The organism is Streptomyces katrae (assembly GCF_002028425.1).
Lineage (GTDB): Bacteria > Actinomycetota > Actinomycetes > Streptomycetales > Streptomycetaceae > Streptomyces > Streptomyces katrae_A.
Genome location: NZ_CP020043.1, coordinates 243,876 through 266,501 on the forward strand (window position 1 = coordinate 243,876; position 22,626 = coordinate 266,501).

Below are 22,626 nucleotides of genomic sequence, written 5' to 3' on the forward strand. Positions count from 1 at the left end.
GCTCCCCCGCGCCGGCCGGGGCGCCGTCCCCGTGCCGGCCGGGCCCCGTCCCCGCGCCGACGGCCTCCCGTACTCCCCTCCCCCACCACCACGCCTGCCCGCCACGCACCACCACACGAACCGGGTGACCTTCCAGCATGTCCAACACGCCCCAGACCTCCAACGAAGCGAAGCTGCTGCAGTACCTGAAGCGCGTCACCTCCGACCTGGACAAGGCGAACGACCGCCTGCGGGAGGTGGAGGCCGCCGCCGGCGAGCCGATCGCCATCGTCGGGATGAGCTGCCGCTTCCCGGGCGGGGTGGAGTCTCCGGAGGACTTCTGGGAGCTGCTGGCGTCCGGGGCCGACGGGATCACCGCGTTCCCCGCCGACCGCGGCTGGGACCTCGACCGGCTCGTGGACGAGGACCCGGAGCGGACGGGCACCTCGTACGTCCGGGAGGGCGGGTTCCTGCGCGGCGCGGCGGAGTTCGACGCCGCCTTCTTCGGGATCTCCCCGCGCGAGGCCCTGGCGATGGACCCGCAGCAGCGGCTGCTGCTGGAGACGGCCTGGGAGGCCGTGGAGCGGGCCGGGCTCGACGCGGCGCCGCTGCGCGGATCCGCGACCGGGGTGTTCATCGGCACGAACGGGCAGGACTACGGGACGCTGGCCGCCGCCTCCGCCGACGACCTCGGCGGATACGTGGGGACGGGCAGCGCGGCGAGCGTGGTGTCGGGCCGCATCTCGTACGTCCTGGGCCTGGAGGGTCCGGCGGTGACCGTGGACACGGCCTGCTCGGCGTCCCTGGTGGCCCTGCACCTGGCCGGTGAGGCGCTGCGGCGCGGGGAGTGCACGCTGGCCCTGGCGGGCGGGGTGACGGTGATGTCCACGCCGTCGACGTTCGTGGAGTTCAGCCGCCAGCGCGGGCTGGCCCCGGACGGCCGCTGCAAGTCCTTCGCGGACGGCGCGGACGGCACGGGCTTCGCCGAGGGCGTGGGCATGCTGCTGGTGGAGCGCCTGTCGGACGCCGTGCGCAACGGGCATCCGGTGCTGGCCGTCGTACGGGGCTCGGCGGTCAATCAGGACGGCGCCAGCAACGGCCTGACCGCCCCCAACGGCCCCTCGCAGCAGCGGGTCATCCGCCAGGCCCTCGACGCGGCCGGGCTGACCGCCGCCGACGTGGACGCGGTGGAGGCGCACGGCACGGGGACGAAGCTGGGCGACCCGATCGAGGCCCAGGCGCTGCTGGCCACCTACGGCCAGGAGCGTGCGGGCGGCGAACCGCTGTGGCTCGGGTCGGTGAAGTCCAACATCGGGCACACCCAGGCCGCGGCCGGTGTCGCGGGGATCATCAAGATGGTGCAGGCCATGCGGCACGGGGTCCTCCCGCGCACCCTGCACGTGGACGCGCCGTCGGCGGAGGTGGACTGGTCGGCGGGCGCGGTGGAAGTGCTCGCGGAGCAGCGGCCGTGGCCGGAGACGGGGCGGCCGCGCCGCGCGGGCGTGTCCTCGTTCGGCATCAGCGGCACCAACGCCCACGTGATCCTGGAGGCCGCCCCGGAGCAGAACCCCGGGCGGGACGGCGAGCCGGTGTCCGGTCCGGTGCCGGTGGCGCTGTCGGCCCGTTCGCCCGAAGCCCTGCGGGCACAGGCCGCCCGGCTGGCCGACCACCTGGCGCAGCGGCCCGAGCTGGACGTGGCCGATGTGGCGTACTCCCTGACGGGACGTACGGACCTGGAACACCGCGCCGTGGTCGTGGGCCGGGACCGCGAGGAGGTCCTGGCCGGTCTGCGCAACCTGGAGCGCGACGGCGGCGGCTCGCCGGCCGGTCCCGGCGGCGGCCCGGCGGTGCTGTTCACGGGGCAGGGCAGCCAGCGGCCGGGCATGGGCCGGGAACTGTACAAGACGTACCCGGTGTTCGCGGCCGCGTTCGACGCGGTGTGCGCGGAACTCGGGGACGGCCTCAAGGAGATCGTCTTCGGCGAGGACGCCGAAGCCCTGGACCGCACCGGAACCACCCAGCCGGCCCTGTTCGCCATCGAGGTCGCCCTCTACCGACTCGTCGAATCCTGGGGCGTCGCCCCGTGGTTCGTCGGCGGCCACTCGGTGGGCGAGATCGCCGCCGCGCACGTCGCCGGGGTGCTGTCGCTGCACGACGCGGCCGCATTGGTCAGCGCACGCGGGCGGCTCATGGAAGCGCTCCCCGAGGGCGGGATCATGGTCTCCGTCCAGGCCTCCGAAGAGCAGGTCACTCCGCTGCTCGTGCCCGGCGCCGCGATCGCCGCCGTCAACGGGCCCGAGGCCGTGGTCATCTCCGGGGTTCGGGAAGCCGTCGAGGGTGTCGTGGCGCTGCTCGCGGCGCAGGACGTGAAGGCGAAGGCCCTGCGCGTCAGCCACGCGTTCCACTCCCCGCTCATGGACCCGATGCTGGAGGAGTTCCGGAACGCCATCTCCGGCCTGGACTTCCACCGCCCCGAGATCCCCTTCGTGTCCGCCCTCACCGGCGGCCTGGTGACGGACGAGATCGCCCGCCCCGACTACTGGGTCAGCCACGTCCGCGAAGCCGTCCGCTTCCACGACGCGGTCCGGACGCTGGAGTCCGAAGGTGCCACGACCATCCTGGAGCTGGGCCCGGACGGCGTGCTGACGGCCATGGCCCGCCCCTGCCTCGCCGACGAGAGCACCGCTCTCGTCCCCACCCTCCGCCGGGGCCGCGACGAGGCCGTCTGCGCCGTCGCCGCGCTCGGGCGGCTGTTCGTCGCCGGGGCCGTCGCCGACCGTGCGGCGTTCTTCGCCGGTTCCCGCGCCGCGCGCGTGGACCTGCCCACGTACGCCTTCCAGCACCGGACCTTCTGGGTGTCCGCCTCCGTCGGCTCGGTCGGGGACGTGGCCTCGGCGGGTGTCGCCGCCGCCGACCACCCCCTCCTCGGCGCCGCCGTCACGCTCCCCGGTGCATCGGGAATGCTGTTCACCGGCCGGCTCTCCCTCCACTCCCACCCGTGGCTGCGCGACCACCAGGTGCACGGCCAGGTCGTGTTCCCCGGCGCGGCCATGGTGGAGCTGGCCGTACGGGCCGGTGAGGAGGTCGGCCACGGGCTGCTCGACGACCTGACGATCGAGGCCCCGCTCGTCCTCCCGCCGTCCGGCGGCGTCCAGCTGCGGCTGATGCTGGCCGAACCGGACGGACACGGCCGACGGGCGCTGAGCCTGTTCTCCCGCCCGGAGGACGCCGACGCCGCCGAGCCGTGGGTCCGGCACGCCGCCGGTGCGGTCGTCGCCACCCCGGACGTGCCGGGCGTGCCCCTGGCCGTCTGGCCGCCCGCGGGGGCCACCGCGCTCGACACCGACTGCCTGTACGAGGTGCTGGACGCGCTCGGCTTCGGCTACGGGCCCGCCTTCCAGGGGCTGACGGCCGCCTGGCAGCTCGGCGAGGAGGTCTACGCCGAGGTCGCCCTCCCCGAGGCGGCGACCGCCGACGCCGCCCGCTTCGGCCTGCACCCGGCGCTGCTGGACGCCGCCCTGCACGGGATCGGGCTCGGTTCCTTCGTGCCCGAGGAACCTGGGCGGGCGCGGCTTCCGTTCAACTGGTCGGGGGTCTCCCTGCACGCGGCCGGGGCCTCTGCCCTGCGGGTCCGCATCGCCCCCACCGGGACGGACTCGGTGGCACTCACCCTCGCCGACCAGACCGGGGCGCCCGTCGCCACCGTCGAATCCCTCGCCCTGCGTGCCGTCACCGCCGAACAGCTGGAGGACGGCTCGCTGCGCGACGCCCTGTTCCGCCTGGACTGGGCCGAGGCGGCCGTCGCCGTCGGCGGCGGGGAGCCGGGTACATGGGGGCGGCTGGGTGAGGAAGGGGAGACCGTCCCCGCCTACGTGGTCACGCGCACCCCGGCCGGCGAGGTGCATTCCGCCGTCGCCGAGGCCCTGCGGCTGGTGCGGTCCTGGCTGGCCGAGGAGCGCTTCGCAACCTCCCGGCTGGTGTTCACCGCCGAGCGGCAGGACCCGGCCACGGCCGCCGTATGGGGACTGGTGCGTACCGCGCAGACCGAGAACCCCGGCAGGTTCGCCCTGGTCGAGACCGCCGACATCGAAGCCACCTGGGAACAGATCTCCACCGCGCTCGCCGCCGGCGAGGAGCAGATCGCCCTCCGCGACGGCCGGACCCTCGTCCCCCGCCTGGCCCGGGCCACGCCCGCCCCGGCCCAGGGGCCCGCGTTCGGGGACGGCACCGTCCTGATCACCGGCGGCACGGGCGGCCTCGGCGCCCTGTTCGCCCGCCACCTGGTCACCCAGCACGGCGTCCGCGACCTCCTGCTGACCAGCCGACGCGGCGAGAACGCCCCCGGCGCCACCGAACTCGCCACGGATCTGGAAGAGTTGGGGGCACGCGTCCGCATCGCCGCCTGCGACGCCGCCGACCGCGAAGCACTCGCCGCGCTCCTGGACACCCTCGACCGGCCCCTGACCGCCGTCCTGCACTCCGCCGGTGTGCTGGACGACGGGGTGGTGTCCTCCCTGACCCCGGAACGCGTCTCCGACGTGCTGCGCCCCAAGGCGGACGCGGCACGCCACCTGCACGAGCTGACCCGGGACGCGGGCGCGGACCTCGCCGCGTTCGTCGTCTTCTCCTCTGCCGCCGGCCTGTTCGGCGGCGCCGGGCAGGCCGGCTACGCGGCCGCGAACAGCTACCTCGACGCCCTCATAGCCGAACGCCGGGCCGCCGGCCTGCCCGGCCTGTCGCTGGCCTGGGGCCTGTGGGCCGGGGTCGGAGGCATGGGCGACACCCTCTCCGCAGAGGACGTCGAGCGCGTCGGCCGCTCCGGCGTCCGCCCGCTGACCGTCGACCAGGGCCTGGCCCTCTTCGACGCCGCCCTCGGCACCGGAGAACCCCTCCTCGTCCCCGTCCCCCTCGACCTGCGCACCCTGCGCCGCCAGAGCCGGATCCCGGTCCTGCTGCGCGGGCTGGTGCCCGCGCCGCGCCGCCGGACCGCCGCCGTCGGCTCCGGTGCCACCGCCCAGGGCGGGTCGGCCTGGGCGGACCGGCTGGCCGGCCTGGCGGTCGCCGAGCAGCGGGCGCTCCTGTTCGACCTGGTCAGTGCGCAGGCCGCGGCGGTGCTGGGGCACAGCGATCCGTCCGTCGTGGAGCCCGAGCGGGCCTTCCGCGAGCTGGGCTTCGACTCCCTCACCGCCGTCGAGTTCCGCAACGCGCTGATCGCGCAGACCGGGATCCGGCTCTCGGCCACCCTGGTCTTCGACCACCCCAATCCGGCCGCCCTGGCCGAGTTCCTGCGGACCGAGCTGGTCGGCGAGGACACCGACGCCCGGTCCGCCGCCCCGGTGGCGGTCGGCGACGACGAGCCGATCGCGATCGTCGGCATGAGCTGCCGCTACCCGGGCGGCGTCGAAACCCCCGAGGACCTGTGGCGGCTGGTCGCCGACGGCCGGGACGGCATCACCGCCTTCCCCGACAACCGCGGCTGGGACCTCGACCACCTCTTCGACCCGGACCCGGACCACCCGGGCACCTCGTACGCGGACCAGGGCGGGTTCCTGCACGGCGCGGCGGAGTTCGACGCCGGCTTCTTCGGCGTCTCCCCGCGCGAGGCCCTTGCGATGGACCCGCAGCAGCGGCTGCTGCTGGAGACGGCCTGGGAGGCCTTCGAGGACGCGGGCATCGACCCGGAGCGCGCCCGGGGCACGCGGACCGGCGTCTTCACCGGCCTGATGTACCACGACTACCTCGCCCGGCTCTCGGCGATTCCGGACGGGCTGGAGGGCTTCCGCGGCACGGCGGGGGCGGGCAGCGTGGCCTCGGGACGCGTCTCGTACACGCTGGGCCTGGAGGGCCCGGCGGTGACGGTCGACACGGCCTGCTCCTCCTCCCTCGTCGCCCTGCACCTGGCGGTGCAGGCCCTGCGGCGTGGTGAGTGCACGATGGCCCTCGCGGGCGGCGTGGCCGTCATGTCGACCCCGGAGACCTTCGTCGACTTCAGCCGTCAGCGCGGGCTCGCGGCCGACGGCCGCTGCAAGTCCTTCGCAGAGGGCGCCGACGGCACCGGCTGGGGCGAGGGCGTCGGCATGCTGCTCGTGGAACGGCTCTCGGACGCCGTGGCCAACGGACACCCCGTACTGGCCGTCGTCCGCGGCTCCGCCGTCAACCAGGACGGCGCCAGCAACGGCCTCACCGCCCCCAACGGCCCCTCCCAGCAGCGCGTCATCCGCCAAGCCCTCGACAGCGCCGGACTCACCACCGCCGACGTCGACGCCGTCGAAGCCCACGGCACGGGAACCAAGCTCGGCGACCCCATCGAAGCCCAGGCCCTCCTCGCCACCTACGGGCAGGAGCGAGCGGACGGCGAACCGCTGTGGCTGGGCTCCATCAAGTCCAACATCGGGCACACCCAGGCCGCCGCCGGCGCGGCGGGGGTCATCAAGATGGTGCAGGCGATGCGCAACGGCGTGCTGCCGCCCACCCTGCACGTGGACGCCCCGTCGAGCCACATCGACTGGTCGGCCGGAGCCGTCGAGCTCCTTACCGAGGCCCGGCCGTGGCCGGAGACGGGGCGGCCGCGCCGCGCGGGCGTGTCCTCGTTCGGCATCAGCGGCACCAACGCCCACGTGATCCTGGAGGCCGCCCCGGAGCAGGCCCCCGGGCGGGGCGGCGAGCCGGTGTCCGGTCCGGTGCCGGTGGCGCTGTCGGCCCGTTCACCGGAGGCCCTGCGGGCACAGGCCGCCCGGCTGGCCGACCACCTGGAACAGCGGCCCGAGCTGGACGTGGCCGATGTGGCGTACTCCCTCACGGGGCGGTCCGAGATGGAACACCGCGCCGTGGTCGTGGGCCGGGACCGCGACACGCTGGTGCGGGGCCTGACGGCCCTGGCCTCCGGCGAGCCGGACCCGTCGGTGGTCACCGGCCAGGCGACGGGACGCGGGCGGCTGGCGGTGCTCTTCACGGGCCAGGGCAGCCAGCGGATCGGCATGGGCCGCGAGCTGTACGAGACGTACCCGGTGTTCGCGGCCGCCTTCGACGCGGTGTGCGCGGAACTCGGGGACGGCCTCAAGGAGATCGTCTTCGGCGAGGACACCGAAGCCCTGGACCGCACCGGAACCACCCAGCCCGCCCTCTTCGCCATCGAGGTCGCCCTCTACCGACTCGTCGAATCCTGGGGCATCGCCCCGCGGTTCGTCGGCGGCCACTCGGTCGGCGAGATCGCCGCCGCACACGTCGCCGGAGTGCTGTCCCTGCACGACGCGGCCGCATTGGTCAGCGCACGCGGGCGGCTCATGGAAGCCCTGCCCGAGGGCGGGGTCATGGTCTCCGTCCGGGCGGGCGAGGAACAGGTCGCCCCGCTGCTGGTCCCCGGCGCGGCCATCGCCGCCGTCAACGGCCCCGAGGCCGTCGTCATCTCCGGCGCGCGGGAAGCCGTCGAGGAAGTCGTCGCGCTGCTCACCCCCCTGGGCGTCAAGTCCAAGGCCCTGCGCGTCAGCCACGCCTTCCACTCCCCCCTCATGGACCCGATGCTGGAGGAGTTCCGGAACGCCATCTCCGGCCTGGACTTCCACCAGCCGAACATCCCCTTCGTCTCCGCCCTCACCGGCAGCCTCGTCACCGACGAGATCGCCCACCCCGACTACTGGGTCAGCCACGTCCGCGAAGCCGTCCGCTTCCACGACGCCATCCACACCCTCGAAACCGAAGGCGCCACCACCATCCTGGAACTGGGCCCCGACGCCGTACTCACCGCCATGGCCCGCCCCTGCCTCACCGACGAGAACACCGCACTCGCCCCCACGCTCCGCCGGGGCCGCGACGAGGCCGACTCCGCGGTCACCGCGCTCGCCCACCTCCTCACCGCAGGCGGCCTCGCCGACCGCACCGCCTTCTTCACCGGCACGGACGTCACCCGCGTCGGCCTCCCCGCCTACGCCTTCCAGCACGAGACCTTCTGGATCCACGACACGGCCCCGGCCACCGCCGACGCCGGGCACGCCGGGCTCGACGCGGCGGACCACCCGCTGCTCGGGGCGGCGGTCACGCTGCCCGAGTCCGAGGAGTTCCTGCTCACCGCCCGGCTGTCCCTGCGCACCCACCGCTGGCTGGACGACCACCGGGTCATGGGGCAGGCCGTCGTACCGGGCGCCGCGCTGGTGGAGCTGGCCGTGCGGGCCGGTGACGAGGCCGGCTGCAACACGCTGGACGAACTGACCCTGGAGGCCCCGCTGGTGCTGCCCGAGGACGGCGGGGTCCAGGTCCGGGTGCTGGTCGGCGGGCCCGACGCGGAGGAGCGGCGGTCCGTACGGGTCTACTCCCGGGCCGAGGACGCCCCTGCGGGGGAGCCCTGGACCCGGCACGCCGACGGGACGCTGTCGTTCGCCGACCGCGCCCCCGAGGCCGGTCCGGCCGAGTGGCCGCCGGCCGGGGCCGTGCCCCTGGACGCGGAGGGTCTGTACGCCGCGATGTCCGAGGTAGGCCTCGACTACGGGCCGGTGTTCCAGGGGCTGAAGGCTGCCTGGAAGCTCGGCGAGGACGTCTACGCCGACATCGCCCTCCCCGAGGACGCCACCGCCGACGCGGGCCGCTACGGCATCCACCCCGCCCTCCTCGACGCCGCCCTGCACGGCATCGGCCTGGGCCCGTTCCTCTCCGACTCCGACGGCAGCGGGGCGCGGCTGCCCTTCGTCTGGACCGGGGTGTCGCTGTTCGCGGCCGGGGCCTCTGCCGTGCGGGTGCGGATCGCGCCCGCCGGGGCGGACTCCGTGGCGCTGACCCTCACCGACCCGGCCGGGGCACCCGTCGCGGCCGTCGCATCCCTCGCCCTGCGCGCCGTGTCGGCCGAGCAGTTCGGTGACGCAGCGCTGCGGGACGCGCTGTTCCGCCTGGAGTGGGCGGAGGCCTCCTCTGCGGAGGCCGCCGAGTCGGTCCTCGACTGGGCGGTGGTCGACGCCGAAGGGTCGCCCGCCGCGCGGGGGCTGGAGCGTGCGGGCGTTCCGTTCGCCGCGTACCCGGACCTGGCCGGGCTGCGGGCGGCCGTGGACGGGGGCCGGACGGTGCCGGACCTGGTGGTGCTGCCCGCGCCGGGGACGGTGGCCGGGGCGCTGGCGGTGCTCCAGTCCTGGCTGACGGACGAGCGGTACACCGCGTCCCGTCTGGTGTTCACCGCCACCGGGCCGGCCCCGGACACGGCGGCTGTGTGGGGGCTGGTGCGTTCCGCGCAGGCCGAGAACCCCGGCAGGTTCGTGCTCGTGGAGGCCGCGGACGTGGACTCGGGCTGGAACCTGCTGCCGCGGGCCCTCGGCACGGACGAGGCCCAGTTCGCCCTGCGGGACGGCCTGGTGCTCGTGCCGCGCCTGGCCCGGGCCGCCGCTACCCCAGTCGAGGGTCCGGTGTTCGGGGACGGCACGGTCCTGATCACCGGCGGCACGGGCGGCCTGGGCGCGCTGTTCGCCCGCCACCTGGTCACCGAGCACGGCGTCCGCGACCTGCTGCTGACCAGCCGACGCGGCGAGAACGCCCCCGGCGCCACCGAACTCGCCACCGAACTCCAACAGCTGGGGGCACGGGTACGGATCGCCGCCTGCGACGCCGCCGACCGCGAGGCACTCGCCGCCCTCCTGGACTCCCTCGACCGGCCCCTGACCGCCGTCCTGCACTCCGCCGGTGTGCTGGACGACGGGGTGATCGGGGCGCTGACCCCCGAGCGGGTGGCCGAGGTCATGCGGCCCAAGGCGGATGCGGTGGTCAATCTGCACGAGCTGACCCGGGACGCAGGCTCGGACCTGTCGGCGTTCGTGGTCTTCTCCTCCGTCGCCGGGGTCTTCGGCAGTGCCGGCCAGGGTGCTTACGCGGCCGCCAACAGCTACCTCGACGCCCTCATGGCCGAACGCCGGGCCGCAGGCCTGCCCGGCCTGTCGCTCGCCTGGGGCCTGTGGGCCGGAGTCGGCGGCATGGGCGACACCCTCTCCGCAGAAGACATCGAACGCATCGGCCGCTCCGGCGTCCGCCCGCTGACCGTCGACCAGGGCCTGGCCCTCTTCGACGCCGCCCTCGGCACCGGAGAACCCCTCCTCGTCCCCGTCCCCCTCGACCTGCGCACCCTGCGCACCCGCGACCAGACCCCCGGCCTCCTGCGGGCCCTGACCGCCGGACCGGCCCGGCGGGCCGTCGCCCGGGCGGCGGAGCCCAGCGGGGCCGCGGCCACCGGGCCGTCGCTGCGCGACCGGCTGCTGGCGCTGCCCGCCGAGGAGCGGGACGCCGTCCTGCTGGACCTCGTGTGCGGTCAGGTGGCGCTGGTCCTCGGGCATGCGCGGGCCTCGGCGGTGGACGGCGAACGGCAGTTCCGCGAGCTGGGCTTCGACTCCCTCACCGCGCTCGAACTGCGCAACGGGCTGGGCCCGGTGACGGGTCTCGCCCTGCCCGCGACGGTGGTGTTCGACTACCCGACGCCGGCCGCGCTCGCCGGGTACCTGCGGGCCGAGCTGGTCGACGCGTACGCGGAGCACGCCTTCGCCGAACGGCTGGATTCCCTGGAGCCCGTCCTCGCCTCCCTCGCGCAGGACGACGTGCTGCGCGGGAAGGCGGAGGCCCGGCTGCGCGCCCTCCTGGAGCGGCTCGGCGCCTCCGGCGCGGCGGCGTCCCAGCCCGTGGACGCCGCGAGCGGCGCTCGTGCCGCGTCCGAGGAGCGTGAGATCGAATCGGCCACCACCGACGAACTCTTCGACCTGATCGACAAGGAATTCGGATCCCTGTAGCCACCACCGTCCTCCCCGCCTCCTTCCCCCACATCCCGCCCACGTCCCGTCCCCCGTTCCTCCCCGCACCGATCCGAAGCTACGAAGCTCCGAAGCACAGGAATTCCTTGAAAGGCGATACACCGATGTCGGACGAAACGAAGCTCGTTGACTACCTGAAGCGGGTCACCGCCGACCTGCGTCAGACGACTCGACGGCTTCGCGAGGTGGAGGCGGAGGCCACCGAGCCGATCGCGATCGTCGGGATGAGCTGCCGCTACCCCGGTGGCGTGCGGACGCCGGAGGACCTGTGGGAGCTGGTGTCGGGCGGCCGGGACGGCATCTGCGTCTTCCCCTCCGACCGGGGCTGGGACGTGGAGGCCCTGTACGACGAGGACCCGGAGCGGCGGGGGACCTCGTACACCCGCGAAGGCGGTTTCCTCGACGCCGCCGGGGAGTTCGACGCGGGGTTCTTCGGGGTGTCGCCGCGCGAGGCGCAGGCGATGGACCCGCAGCACCGGTTGCTGCTGGAGACCTCGTGGGAGGCGTTCGAGCGGGCGGGCATCGACCCGCTGTCGGTGAAGGGGCAGCGGGTCGGGGTCTTCGCCGGGCTGATGTACCACGACTACGGGACGAGCGTCGCCGAGGTGCCCGAGGAGCTGGAGGGCTACCTCGGCAACGGCAGCGCGGGCAGCATCGCCTCCGGCCGCATCTCGTACACGCTGGGCCTGGAGGGCCCGGCGGTGACCGTGGACACCGCCTGCTCCTCCTCCCTCGTCGCCCTGCACCTGGCCGTGCAGGCGCTGCGGCGCGGTGAGTGCACGATGGCCCTCGCGGGCGGGGTCACCGTCATGGCGACGCCCGCGACCTTCGTGGAGTTCAGCCGCCAGCGGGGCCTGTCGGCGGACGGCCGCTGCAAGTCCTTCGCCGACGGCGCCGACGGCACCGGCTGGGGCGAAGGCGTCGGCATGCTGCTCGTGGAACGGCTCTCGGACGCCGTGGCCAACGGACACCGCGTCCTGGCCGTCGTCCGCGGCAGCGCGGTCAACCAGGACGGCGCCAGCAACGGCCTGACCGCCCCCAACGGCCCCTCCCAGCAGCGCGTCATCCGCCAAGCCCTCGACAGCGCCGGGCTCACCACCGCCGACGTCGACGCCGTCGAAGCCCACGGCACGGGAACCAAGCTCGGCGACCCCATCGAAGCCCAGGCCCTCCTCGCCACCTACGGACAGGACCGGGCAGGCTCCGCCCCCCTGTGGCTGGGCTCGGTGAAGTCCAACATCGGGCACACGCAGGCCGCCGCCGGTGTCGCGGGCGTCATCAAGATGGTGCAGGCCATGCGCCACGGCTCCCTCCCGCGCACCCTGCACGTCGACGCCCCGTCGAGCCACGTCGACTGGTCGGCCGGAGCCGTCGAGCTGCTGACCGAGGCCCGGCCCTGGCCCGAGACCGGCCGCGCGCGCCGCGCGGGCGTCTCCTCGTTCGGCATCAGCGGCACCAACGCGCACATCATCCTGGAGCAGGCCCCCGAGGCCGTCCCCGCCGACGCCGAGCCCGAGGGCGCGGAGCCGCAGCCGCAGGCCGCCGCCGTCACCCCACCCGCCACCCTCCCGTTCCTCGTCTCCGGCCGCACCCCCGAGGCCCTGCGGGCCCAGGCCGGGCGGCTGGCCGCGTTCCTGCGGGAGTCCCCCGAGGCGGCGGCCGCCGCCCCCGTCGACCTCGCCTACTCGCTGGCCGCATCCCGCTCCACCTGGGAGCACCGGGCCGCCGTCGTCGCCGACGACCGCGAGGAACTACTCGGCGCCCTCGACGCCCTCGCCGGCGGCGCCGGAGCCGCGCCCGGGCTGGTGCGGGGCACGGCCGGGAAGGGCCGCACGGCGTTCCTGTTCACCTTCCAGGGCAGCCAGCGCCCCGGCATGGGCCGTGAACTGTACGAGGCGTTCCCGGTGTTCGCCGCCGCCTTCGACGAGGTCTGCGCCGAACTCGACCGACACCTGGACCGGCCGATCCGCGAGATCGTGTTCGCCCCCGAGGGCACCCCCGAGTCCGCCCTCATCGACCGCACCCTGTACTCCTCGCCGGCCATCTTCGCCCTCGAAGTCGCCCTGTACCGGCTGCTGGAGCACTGGGGCATCCGCCCCGACCTGGTCTCGGGCGGCTCGATCGGCGACTCGGCCGCCATCCACGTCACCGGCGTGCTCTCGCTCGCCGACGCCGCGACCCTGGTGACCGCCCGCAGCCGGCTGATGAACGAGCTGCCCGCGGGCGGCGGCATGGTCGCCGTCGAGGCTCCCGAGCAGGTGGTCCGCGAGGCCCTGGACGAACTCGACGGGCGGGTGAGCATCGGCCTCGTCAACGGGCCGGAGGCGTTCGTGGTCTCGGGCGACGAGGACCTGATCGCCGGGCTCGGCGACCGCTGGAAGGCCGAGGGCTACCGCATCAAGCGGCTGACCGTCGGGCACGCCTTCCACTCCCCGCACATGGACCCGATGCTCGACGCCTTCCGGGAGGTCGCCCGTTCGCTCACCTTCCGGGCGCCGCGCATCCCGATGGTCGACGCACTGACCGGCGAGCTGATGGACGCCGACCGGATGTGCGACCCCGAGTACTGGGTGCGGCACGTCCGCGAGGCCGTGCGGTTCGTCGACGCGGTGCGGACGCTGGAGTCGGAGGGGGTGACGACCTACCTGGAGGTCGGGCCGCTCGCCATGCAGAGCCTGATGGCCCGCGCCTGCCTGACCGCCGAGTCCGAGGCCGCGCTGGTGCCGTCGCTGCGCCGGGACCGGCCCGAGGTGTGGTCGCTGGTGCACGCCGTCGCCCAGCTGCACGTGCGGGGCGTACGGGTGGACTGGGAACGCTTCCACGCCGACACCCGCCCGGCGGTGACGGACCTGCCGACGTACGCCTTCCAGCGCGAGCGGTACTGGCTGAAGTCCGCCGGCACCCCGGGCGCGCTCGGCGCCGGTGCGGTCGCAGCCGAACTGGGGCTGAGCCTGGCCGGGCATCCGCTGCTCGGTACCGCGATCTCCCTGGCCGACTCCGGGGGCTTCCTGTTCACCGCCCGGCTGTCACTGCGCTCGCACGGCTGGCTGGCGGACCACCGGGTGCTGGGCCGGGCGGTCGTTCCCGGCGCGGCGCTCGTGGAGCTGGCCGTGCGGGCCGGTGACGAGGCCGGCTGCGGCACCCTCGACGAACTGACCCTGGCCGCGCCCCTGGTGCTGCCCGAGGACGGCGGGGTCCAGCTGCGGCTCACGGTGGCGGAGCCGGACGGGCAGGGCCGGCGGGCACTGAGCCTGTACTCCCGCCCGGAGGACGCCCCCGAGGACACCCCGTGGACCCGGCACGCCTCCGGTTCGCTCTCCCCCGGCGGGTCCGCCCCCGGCGAAGGCCTGGCCGTGTGGCCGCCCGCCGGCGCCGAACGGCTCGACACCGACGGCCTGTACGAGGCCCTGAGCACGGCCGGACTGGCCTACGGCCCGGTCTTCCAGGGGCTGAAGGCCGCCTGGAAACTCGGCGAGGAGATCTACGCCGAGATCGCCCTCCCCGAGGACGCCACCACCGACGCGGACCGCTACGGCATCCACCCCGCCCTCCTCGACGCCGCCCTGCACGGCATCGGCCTCGGCTCCTTCGTCACCGGCGACGGCGCAGCACGACTGCCGTTCAACTGGTCGGGGGTGTCCCTGCACGCGGCCGGGGCCTCTGCCCTGCGGGTCCGCATCGCCCCCACCGGGACGGACTCGGTGGCACTCACCCTCGCCGACCAGACCGGGGCGCCCGTCGCCACCGTCGAATCCCTCGCCCTGCGTGCCGTCACCGCCGAGCAGCTGGAGGACGGCTCGCTGCGCGACGCCCTGTTCCGCCTGGAATGGGTCGAGCCCGTGCTCGGGGACGGTACCGGCGGGGAGTGGGCCTGGCTGGACGAGGAGGGCGACGGCGACGGCGTTCCCCCGTACCTGCTCACCCGCACCCCGGCAGGCGAGGTGCATTCCGCCGTCGCCGAGGCCCTGCGGCTGGTGCGGTCCTGGCTGGCCGAGGAGCGCTTCGCCGCCTCCCGGCTGGTGTTCACCGCCGAGCGGCAGGACCCGGCCACGGCCGCCGTGTGGGGACTGGTGCGTACCGCGCAGACCGAGAACCCCGGCAGGTTCGCCCTGGTCGAGACCGCCGACATCGAAGCCACCTGGGAACAGATCTCCACCGCGCTCGCCGCCGGCGAGGAGCAGATCGCCCTGCGGGACGGCCGGACCCTCGTCCCCCGCCTGGCCCGGGCCACGCCCGCCCCGGCCGAGGGGCCGGCGTTCGGGGACGGCACCGTCCTGATCACCGGCGGCACGGGCGGCCTCGGCGCCCTGTTCGCCCGCCACCTGGTCACCCAGCACGGCGTCCGCGACCTCCTGCTGACCAGCCGACGCGGCGAGAACGCCCCCGGCGCCACCGAACTCGCCACGGATCTGGAAGAGTTGGGGGCACGCGTCCGCATCGCCGCCTGCGACGCCGCCGACCGCGAAGCACTCGCCGCGCTCCTGGACACCCTCGACCGGCCCCTGACCGCCGTCCTGCACTCCGCCGGTGTGCTGGACGACGGGGTGATCGGGGCGCTGACCCCCGAGCGCGTAACCGCCGTCCTGCGCCCCAAGGCGGACGCGGCCCACCACCTGCACGAGCTGACCCGGGATGCCGGGCTCTCCGCCTTCGTGGTCTTCTCCTCCGTCGCCGGAGTCTTCGGCGGTGCGGGACAGGCGGGCTACGCGGCCGCGAACAGCTACCTCGACGCCCTCATAGCCGAACGCCGGGCCGCCGGCCTGCCCGGCCTGTCGCTCGCCTGGGGCCTGTGGGCCGGGGTCGGCGGCATGGGCGACACCCTCTCCGACGAGGACGTCGAACGCATCGGCCGCTCCGGCATCCACGCCCTCACCATCGACCAGGGCCTGGCCCTCTTCGACGCCGCCCTCGGCACCGGAGAACCCCTCCTCGTCCCCGTCCCCCTCGACCTGCGCACCCTGCGCACCCGCGACCAGACCCCCGGCCTCCTGCGGACCCTGGTCGGCACGACCCGGCGGCGCGGTACCGCCGCGGCGGCGGCCGACACCGGATCCTCACTGGCGAACCGCCTGGCGGTACTGGGCCGGACCGAACAGCGGGCGCTCCTGCTGGACCTGGTGTGCACGCGGGCCGCCGCGGTCCTCGGGCACGTCGGCGGCGGTGCGGTGGACGCCGAGCGGGCCTTCCGCGAGCTGGGCTTCGACTCCCTCACGGCGGTCGAGTTCCGCAACCTGCTGATGGCCGAGACGGGTGTCCGGCTCTCCTCGACGGTGGTCTTCGACCACCCCAATCCGGCCGCCCTCGCCGAGTTCCTGCGGACCGAGCTGGTCGGCGAGGACACCGACGCCCGGTCCGCCGCCCCGGTGGCGGCCGGCGACGACGAGCCGATCGCGATCGTCGGCATGAGCTGCCGCTACCCGGGCGGCGTCGAAACCCCCGAGGACCTGTGGCGGCTGGTCGCCGACGGCCGGGACGGCATCACCGGCTTCCCGGAGAACCGCGGCTGGGACCTGGAGGCCATCTACCACCCCGACCCCGAGCACCGGGGGACCTCGTACACCCGCGAGGGCGGCTTCCTGCACGACGTGGCCGAGTTCGACGCGGAGTTCTTCGGGATCTCCCCGCGCGAAGCCCTCGCGATGGACCCGCAGCAGCGGCTGCTGCTCCAGGCCGCCTGGGAGGCCTTCGAGCGGGCCGGGATCGACCCCAAGGCGATGAAGGGCTCGCGTACGGGCGTCTTCGCCGGGCTGATGTACCGCGACTACCTGACGCGGCTCTCCTCGATCCCGCAGGAACTCGAAGGCTTCCGGGGCACCGCCAGCAGCGGCAGCGTCGCCTCCGGACGCGTCTCGTACCTGTTCGGGCTGGAGGGCCCGGCGGTGACCGTGGACACCGCCTGCTCCTCCTCCCTCGTCGCCCTGCACCTGGCCGTGCAGGCGCTGCGGCGCGGTGAGTGCACGATGGCCCTGGCGGGCGGGGTGACGGTGATGTCCTCGGCCGGCACCTTCGTGGAGTTCAGCCGTCAGCGCGGGCTCGCGGCCGACGGCCGCTGCAAGTCCTTCGCCGACGGCGCCGACGGCACCGGCTGGGGCGAAGGCGTCGGCATGCTGCTCGTGGAACGGCTCTCGGACGCCGTGGCCAACGGACACCGCGTCCTGGCCGTCGTCCGCGGCAGCGCGGTCAACCAGGACGGCGCCAGCAACGGCCTCACCGCCCCCAACGGCCCCTCCCAACAGCGCGTCATCCGCCAGGCCCTCGACGCCGCCGGGCTGACCACCGCCGACGTCGACGCCGTCGAAGCCCACGGCACGGGAACCAAGCTCGGCGACCCCATCGAAGCCCAGGCCCTCCTCGCCACCTACGGACAGGACCGGGCGGACGGCGAACCGCTGTGGCTGGGCTCCATCAAGTCCAACATCGGGCACACCCAGGCCGCCGCCGGTGTCGCGAGCATCATCAAGATGGTGCAGGCCATGCGCCACGGGGTCCTCCCCCGCACCCTGCACATCGACGCCCCGTCGAGCCAGGTCGACTGGTCGGCGGGCGCGGTGGAGCTGCTGACCGAGGACCGGGCCTGGCCCGAGACCGGCCGCGCGCGCCGCGCGGGCGTCTCCTCGTTCGGCATCAGCGGCACCAACGCCCACGTCATCCTGGAGCAGGCCCCCGAGCAGGAACCGGCCACCACGACCGCCCGGCCGCTCGCGGACGGCGCACTGGTGCCGTGGATGCTCTCGGGCCGCTCGGCGGAAGCCCTGCGGGCGCAGGCCGAGCGCCTGCTGGCGCACGTCGAGGCACGGCCCGAGCTGGCCGTCGCCGACGTGGCGTACTCCCTGATGGGGCGGTCCGAGATGGAACACCGCGCGGTGGTCGTGGGCCGGGACCGCGAGGAGTTCCTGGCCGGTCTGCGCACCCTCGCCCGCGACGGCGCCACCACGACGGCTCCGGTGTCCGCGAACGGGCCGGGCAGCGGGCCCGCGGTGCTGTTCACAGGGCAGGGCAGCCAGCGGATCGGCATGGGCCGCGAGCTGTACGAGACGTTCGCGGTGTTCGCGGCCGCCTTCGACGCGGTGTGCGCGGAACTCGGGGACGGCCTGAAGGAGGTCGTCTTCGGCGAGGACGCCGAAGCCCTGGACCGCACCGGAACCACCCAGCCGGCCCTCTTCGCCATCGAGGTCGCCCTCTACCGGCTGCTGGAGTCCTGGGGCATCGCCCCGCGGTTCGTCGGCGGCCACTCGGTCGGCGAGATCGCCGCCGCACACGTCGCCGGAGTGCTGTCCCTGCACGACGCGGCCGCATTGGTCAGCGCACGCGGGCGGCTCATGGAAGCCCTGCCCGAGGGCGGGGTCATGGTCTCCGTCCGGGCGGGCGAGGAACAGGTCGCCCCGCTGCTGGTCCCCGGCGCGGCCATCGCCGCCGTCAACGGCCCCGAGGCCGTCGTCATCTCCGGCGCGCGGGAAGCCGTCGAGGAAGTCGTCGCGCTGCTCACCCCCCTGGGCGTCAAGTCCAAGGCCCTGCGCGTCAGCCACGCCTTCCACTCCCCCCTCATGGACCCGATGCTGGAGGAGTTCCGGAACGCCATCTCCGGCCTGGACTTCCACCAGCCGAACATCCCCTTCGTCTCCGCCCTCACCGGCAGCCTCGTCACCGACGAGATCGCCCACCCCGACTACTGGGTCAGCCACGTCCGCGAAGCCGTCCGCTTCCACGACGCCATCCACACCCTCGAAACCGAAGGCGCCACCACCATCCTGGAGCTGGGCCCCGACGCCGTATTGACCGCCATGGCCCGCCCCTGCCTCACCGACGAGAACACCGCACTCGTCCCCACCCTCCGCCGGGGCCGCGACGAGGTACAGGGCCTGACCGCGGCGGTCTCCGAGCTGCACCGCCACGGTGTGGACCTGGACTGGGAAGCCCTCTGCGGGATGTCCGTCGACTGGGACACCTTCTTCGCCGAGTCCGGTGCCTCCCGCGTCGACCTGCCCACCTACGCCTTCCAGCGGCAGCGTTTCTGGCTGGAGGACACCGGCCCGCAGGCCCCGCAGGACGTGGAGTCGGTCGGTCTCAAGGCGGCCGGGCACCCGCTGCTGGGTGCCGCGATCGCCCTGCCCGATTCCGACGGGGTGATGTTCACCGGACGGCTGACGACCCGGGGGCCGGCCTGGATCGGCGACCACCGGGTGATGGGGAAGCCGGTGGTGCCCGGTGCGGCCGTCGCGGAGCTCGCGGTGCGGGCCGGTGACGAGGCCGGCTGTGGGTTCCTGGACGAGCTGACCCTCGAAGCCCCGCTCGTCCTCCCCGAGGACGGCGGTGTCCAGCTGCGGGTGCTGGTCGGGGAGGCTGCGGCCGAGGGGCCGGGCTCGCGCCCGGTCACGGTGTTCTCGCGGTCGGAGGACGCCCCCGAGGACACCCCGTGGACCCGGCACGCCTCCGGTTCGGTGGCTCCCGGCGGGTCCGCCCCCGGCGAAGGCCTGGCCGTGTGGCCGCCCGCCGGCGCCGAACGGCTCGACACCGACGGCCTGTACGAGGCCCTGAGCACGGCCGGACTCGCCTACGGCCCGGTCTTCCAGGGGCTGAAGGCCGCCTGGAAACTCGGCGAGGAGATCTACGCCGAGATCGCCCTCCCCGAGGACGCCACCACCGACGCGGACCGCTACGGCATCCACCCCGCCCTCCTCGACGCCGCCCTGCACGGCATCGGCCTCGGCTCCTTCGTCACCGGCGACGGCGCAGCACGACTGCCCTTCGCCTGGACGGGACTCTCCCTCCACGCCACCGGGGCCACCGCCCTGCGCGTGCGCATCACCGCCGCCGGAACGGACTCCGTGGCGCTGACCCTCGCCGACCAGACCGGCGCCCCGGTCGCCACCGTCGAATCCCTCGCCCTGCGCGCCGTCACCGCCGAACAGCTGGAGGACGGCTCGCCGCGCGACGCCCTGTTCCGCCTGGAATGGGCCGGCCTGGCCCTCGACGGCGCCGCCGACGCGGGCGGCACGTGGGCCGTGCTGGGCGGCGCGGACGGCTACGCCGCCACGGCCCTGCGCGGTGCGGGCGTCGGCTTCGACGCGTACGCCGGTCTCGCCGAGGCGGCCGCCGCGGCCGTGGCTCCGCAGGTGCTGGTGGTGCCCGTGGAGGGTGCCGGGGAGGCTTCGGCGGAGCGGGTGCGGGAGCTGGTCGGGCGGGTCCTGGAGCTGCTGCGGGACTGGCAGGCGGACGAGCGGTTCGCCGGGACGAGGCTGCTGCTGCTGACCTCCGGTGCGGTCGTCGCCCGGGCGGGAGAGGCCGTGCACGATCTCGCGGCGGCCGCCGTCTGGGGTCTGGTGCGGTCCGCGCAGGCGGAGAACCCGGGCAGGATCGTGCTGGCCGACGGGCCGCTCCCCGGGCATGCGGGCGCCGGCCTCGGCTGGGACGTGCTGCCCGCCGCCCTGGCCGCCGACGAGCCCCAGCTGGCCTTGCGCGGCGGGGAGTTCTTCGTGCCGCGGCTGGCGCGCGCGCTGGCCTCGGAGGCGCTGGCCGCGCCGGCCGGTGAGGGGTCGTGGCGGCTGGACGTGCGGGGCCGGGGGACCCTGGAGAACCTGGCGCTGGTACCCGCGCCGGAGGCGGACCTGCCGCTCGGCGCCGGACAGGTGCGGATCGGGGTCCGTGCGGCGGGCCTCAACTTCCGTGACGTGATGCTCTCGCTGGGCCTGTACCCGGGCGAGTTCGTGCTCGGCGGCGAGGGCGCGGGCGTGGTCCTGGAGACGGGGCCGGGGGTGACCTCGGTGAAGCCGGGCGACCGGGTGATGGGCATCTTCGACGGGGCGTTCGGGCCGGTGGCCGTCGCCGACGCGCGGAGCGTGCACCGCGTCCCGAAGGGGTGGACGTTCGCCCAGGCCGCGGCCGTGCCGATCGTGTTCATGACCGCGTACTACGGGCTGGTGGACCTGGCCCGGGCGCGGCGCGGCGAGCGGGTGCTGATCCACGCGGCGGCCGGCGGCGTCGGCATGGCCGCCGTGCAGCTGGCCCGGCACCTGGGGCTGGAGGTGTACGGCACGGCCAGCCCCGGCAAGTGGGACGTGCTGCGGGCGGCGGGCCTGGACGGGGCGCACCTGGCGAACTCGCGGACCCTGGACTTCGAGGGCGCGTTCCTGGAGGCCACCGGCGGGCGGGGCGTGGACATCGTCCTCGACTCCCTGGCCCGGGAGTTCGTGGACGCCTCGCTGCGGCTGCTGCCGGGCGGTGGCCGGTACCTGGAGATGGGCAAGACCGACATCCGGGTGCCGGCGGAGGTCGCCGAGGCGCACCCGGGGGTGGAGTACCGGGCGTTCGACCTGGTGGACGCCGGTCCGGAGCGGATCGGCGAGATGCTCGCCGCGCTGGTGGAGCTGTTCGAGAGCGGGGAGTTGTCGCCGCTGCCGGTCACGACCTGGGACGTCCGGCAGGCCAAGGACGCGTTCCGGTACGTCAGCGGGGCCAAGCACACCGGCAAGGTGGTGCTGACGGTCCCGGCGGGCTTCGACCCGGAGGGCACAGTGCTGGTCACGGGCGGTACGGGCGCGCTGGGCGCGCTGCTGGCCCGTCACCTGGTGCGGGAGTACGGGGTGCGGCACCTGCTGCTGACCAGCCGGCGCGGGCCGCGGGCGGCCGGGGCGGCGGAGCTGACCGCCGCCCTGGCGGAGCTGGGCGCGCGGGCGGAGGTCGTGGCCTGTGACGTGGCGGACCGGGAGGCGCTGGCGGGGCTGCTGGCGGGGATCCCGGCGGCGCACCCGCTGACGGCGGTCGTGCACACGGCCGGTGTGCTCGACGACGGGATCCTCGGATCGCTGACCGGGGAGCGGCTGGAGCGGGTGCTGCGCCCGAAGACGGGGGCGGCGCTGGCGCTGCACGAGCTGACGCGGGACCTGGACCTGTCGGCGTTCGTGCTGTTCTCCTCGGCGGCCGGGGTGTTCGGCAACCCGGGGCAGGCCAACTACGCGGCGGCGAACGCCTCCCTGGACGCGCTGGCGCTGCACCGGCGGGCGCTGGGCCTGCCCGCGGTGTCCCTGGCGTGGGGCATGTGGGAGGAGGCCAGCGAGATGACGGCCCATCTGGACGGCGGCGAGCGGTCGCGGCCCCGGCGGGGCGGCGCGGGGGCGCTGGGCTCGCGGGAGGGGCTGGCGCTGTTCGACGCGGCGTTCGCGGACGGTGCGGCGGTGCTGGTCCCGGCGCGGCTGGACCTGCGCGCGGTGTCCGGGTCGGCCGGTCCGGTGCCGCCGCTGCTGCGGGGCCTGGTCCGTTCGGCGGGCCGGCGGGCGGCGGCCGCGGCGCGGCAGCAGCCCGGCGGGGTGTCGCCGGCGGAGCGGCTGGCGGGGCTGTCGCCGGTGGCGCGGGAGCGCGAACTGCTGGAGATCGTCCGGGAGAACACGGCGGTGGTGTTCGGGCACGCGAGCGGTGACACGGTCGACGTGGCGAAGCCGTTCAAGGCGCTGGGCATCGACTCGCTGACGGCGCTGGAGCTGCGCAACCGGGTGACGGCGGCGACGGGGCTGCGGCTGCCGCCGACGCTGGTGTTCGACTGCCCGACGCCGGCGGCGCTCGCGGAGCGGCTGCTGGAGGAGTTCGCGGGCGCCGGCGGCGGCGCCGGGGCCACGGCCGGGGAGCCGGCCGGGCCGGCGGCGGTCCTGGCGGAGATCGACCGGCTGGAGTCGGCGATCGGCGCGGTGGACGCGGCCGACGAGGCGGCGGTCGGGGCCCGGCTGCGGGAGCTCCTGGCCGCCTGGAACGGCCGGACGGCGGCGGTCGCGCCGGACACCGGCACGGCGGACCTCGAAGGGGCGACCGCCGAGGACATCTTCGACCTGCTCGACGGCGAGCTGGGGACGCTCTGACGCCGCCACCCGAAGCCGCACCCCCCGCAAGC

General features: G+C 75.2%; 2 protein-coding genes. Both read left to right on the plus strand.

The features are described from left to right. Nucleotides 1-137: 137 nt before the first annotated feature. Nucleotides 138-10,727 (plus strand): type I polyketide synthase, encoded by a 10,590-nt coding sequence (locus tag B4U46_RS35315; protein ID WP_079432329.1) that lies wholly within the window; start codon nt 138-140, stop codon nt 10,725-10,727. A 107-nt stretch (nt 10,728-10,834) separates the two neighbouring features. Continuing rightward, a complete protein-coding gene (locus B4U46_RS35320) occupies nt 10,835-22,594 on the plus strand; it encodes a type I polyketide synthase (protein ID WP_237293439.1) in 11,760 nt (3,919 codons plus the stop codon). Nucleotides 22,595-22,626: the final 32 nt, after the last annotated feature.

Bases quoted from the DNA above. Each gene is read 5' to 3' on its own strand.
- B4U46_RS35315 (WP_079432329.1), top strand. From the start codon at position 138: ATGTCCAACACGCCCCAGACCTCCAACGAAGCGAAGCTGCTGCAGTAC.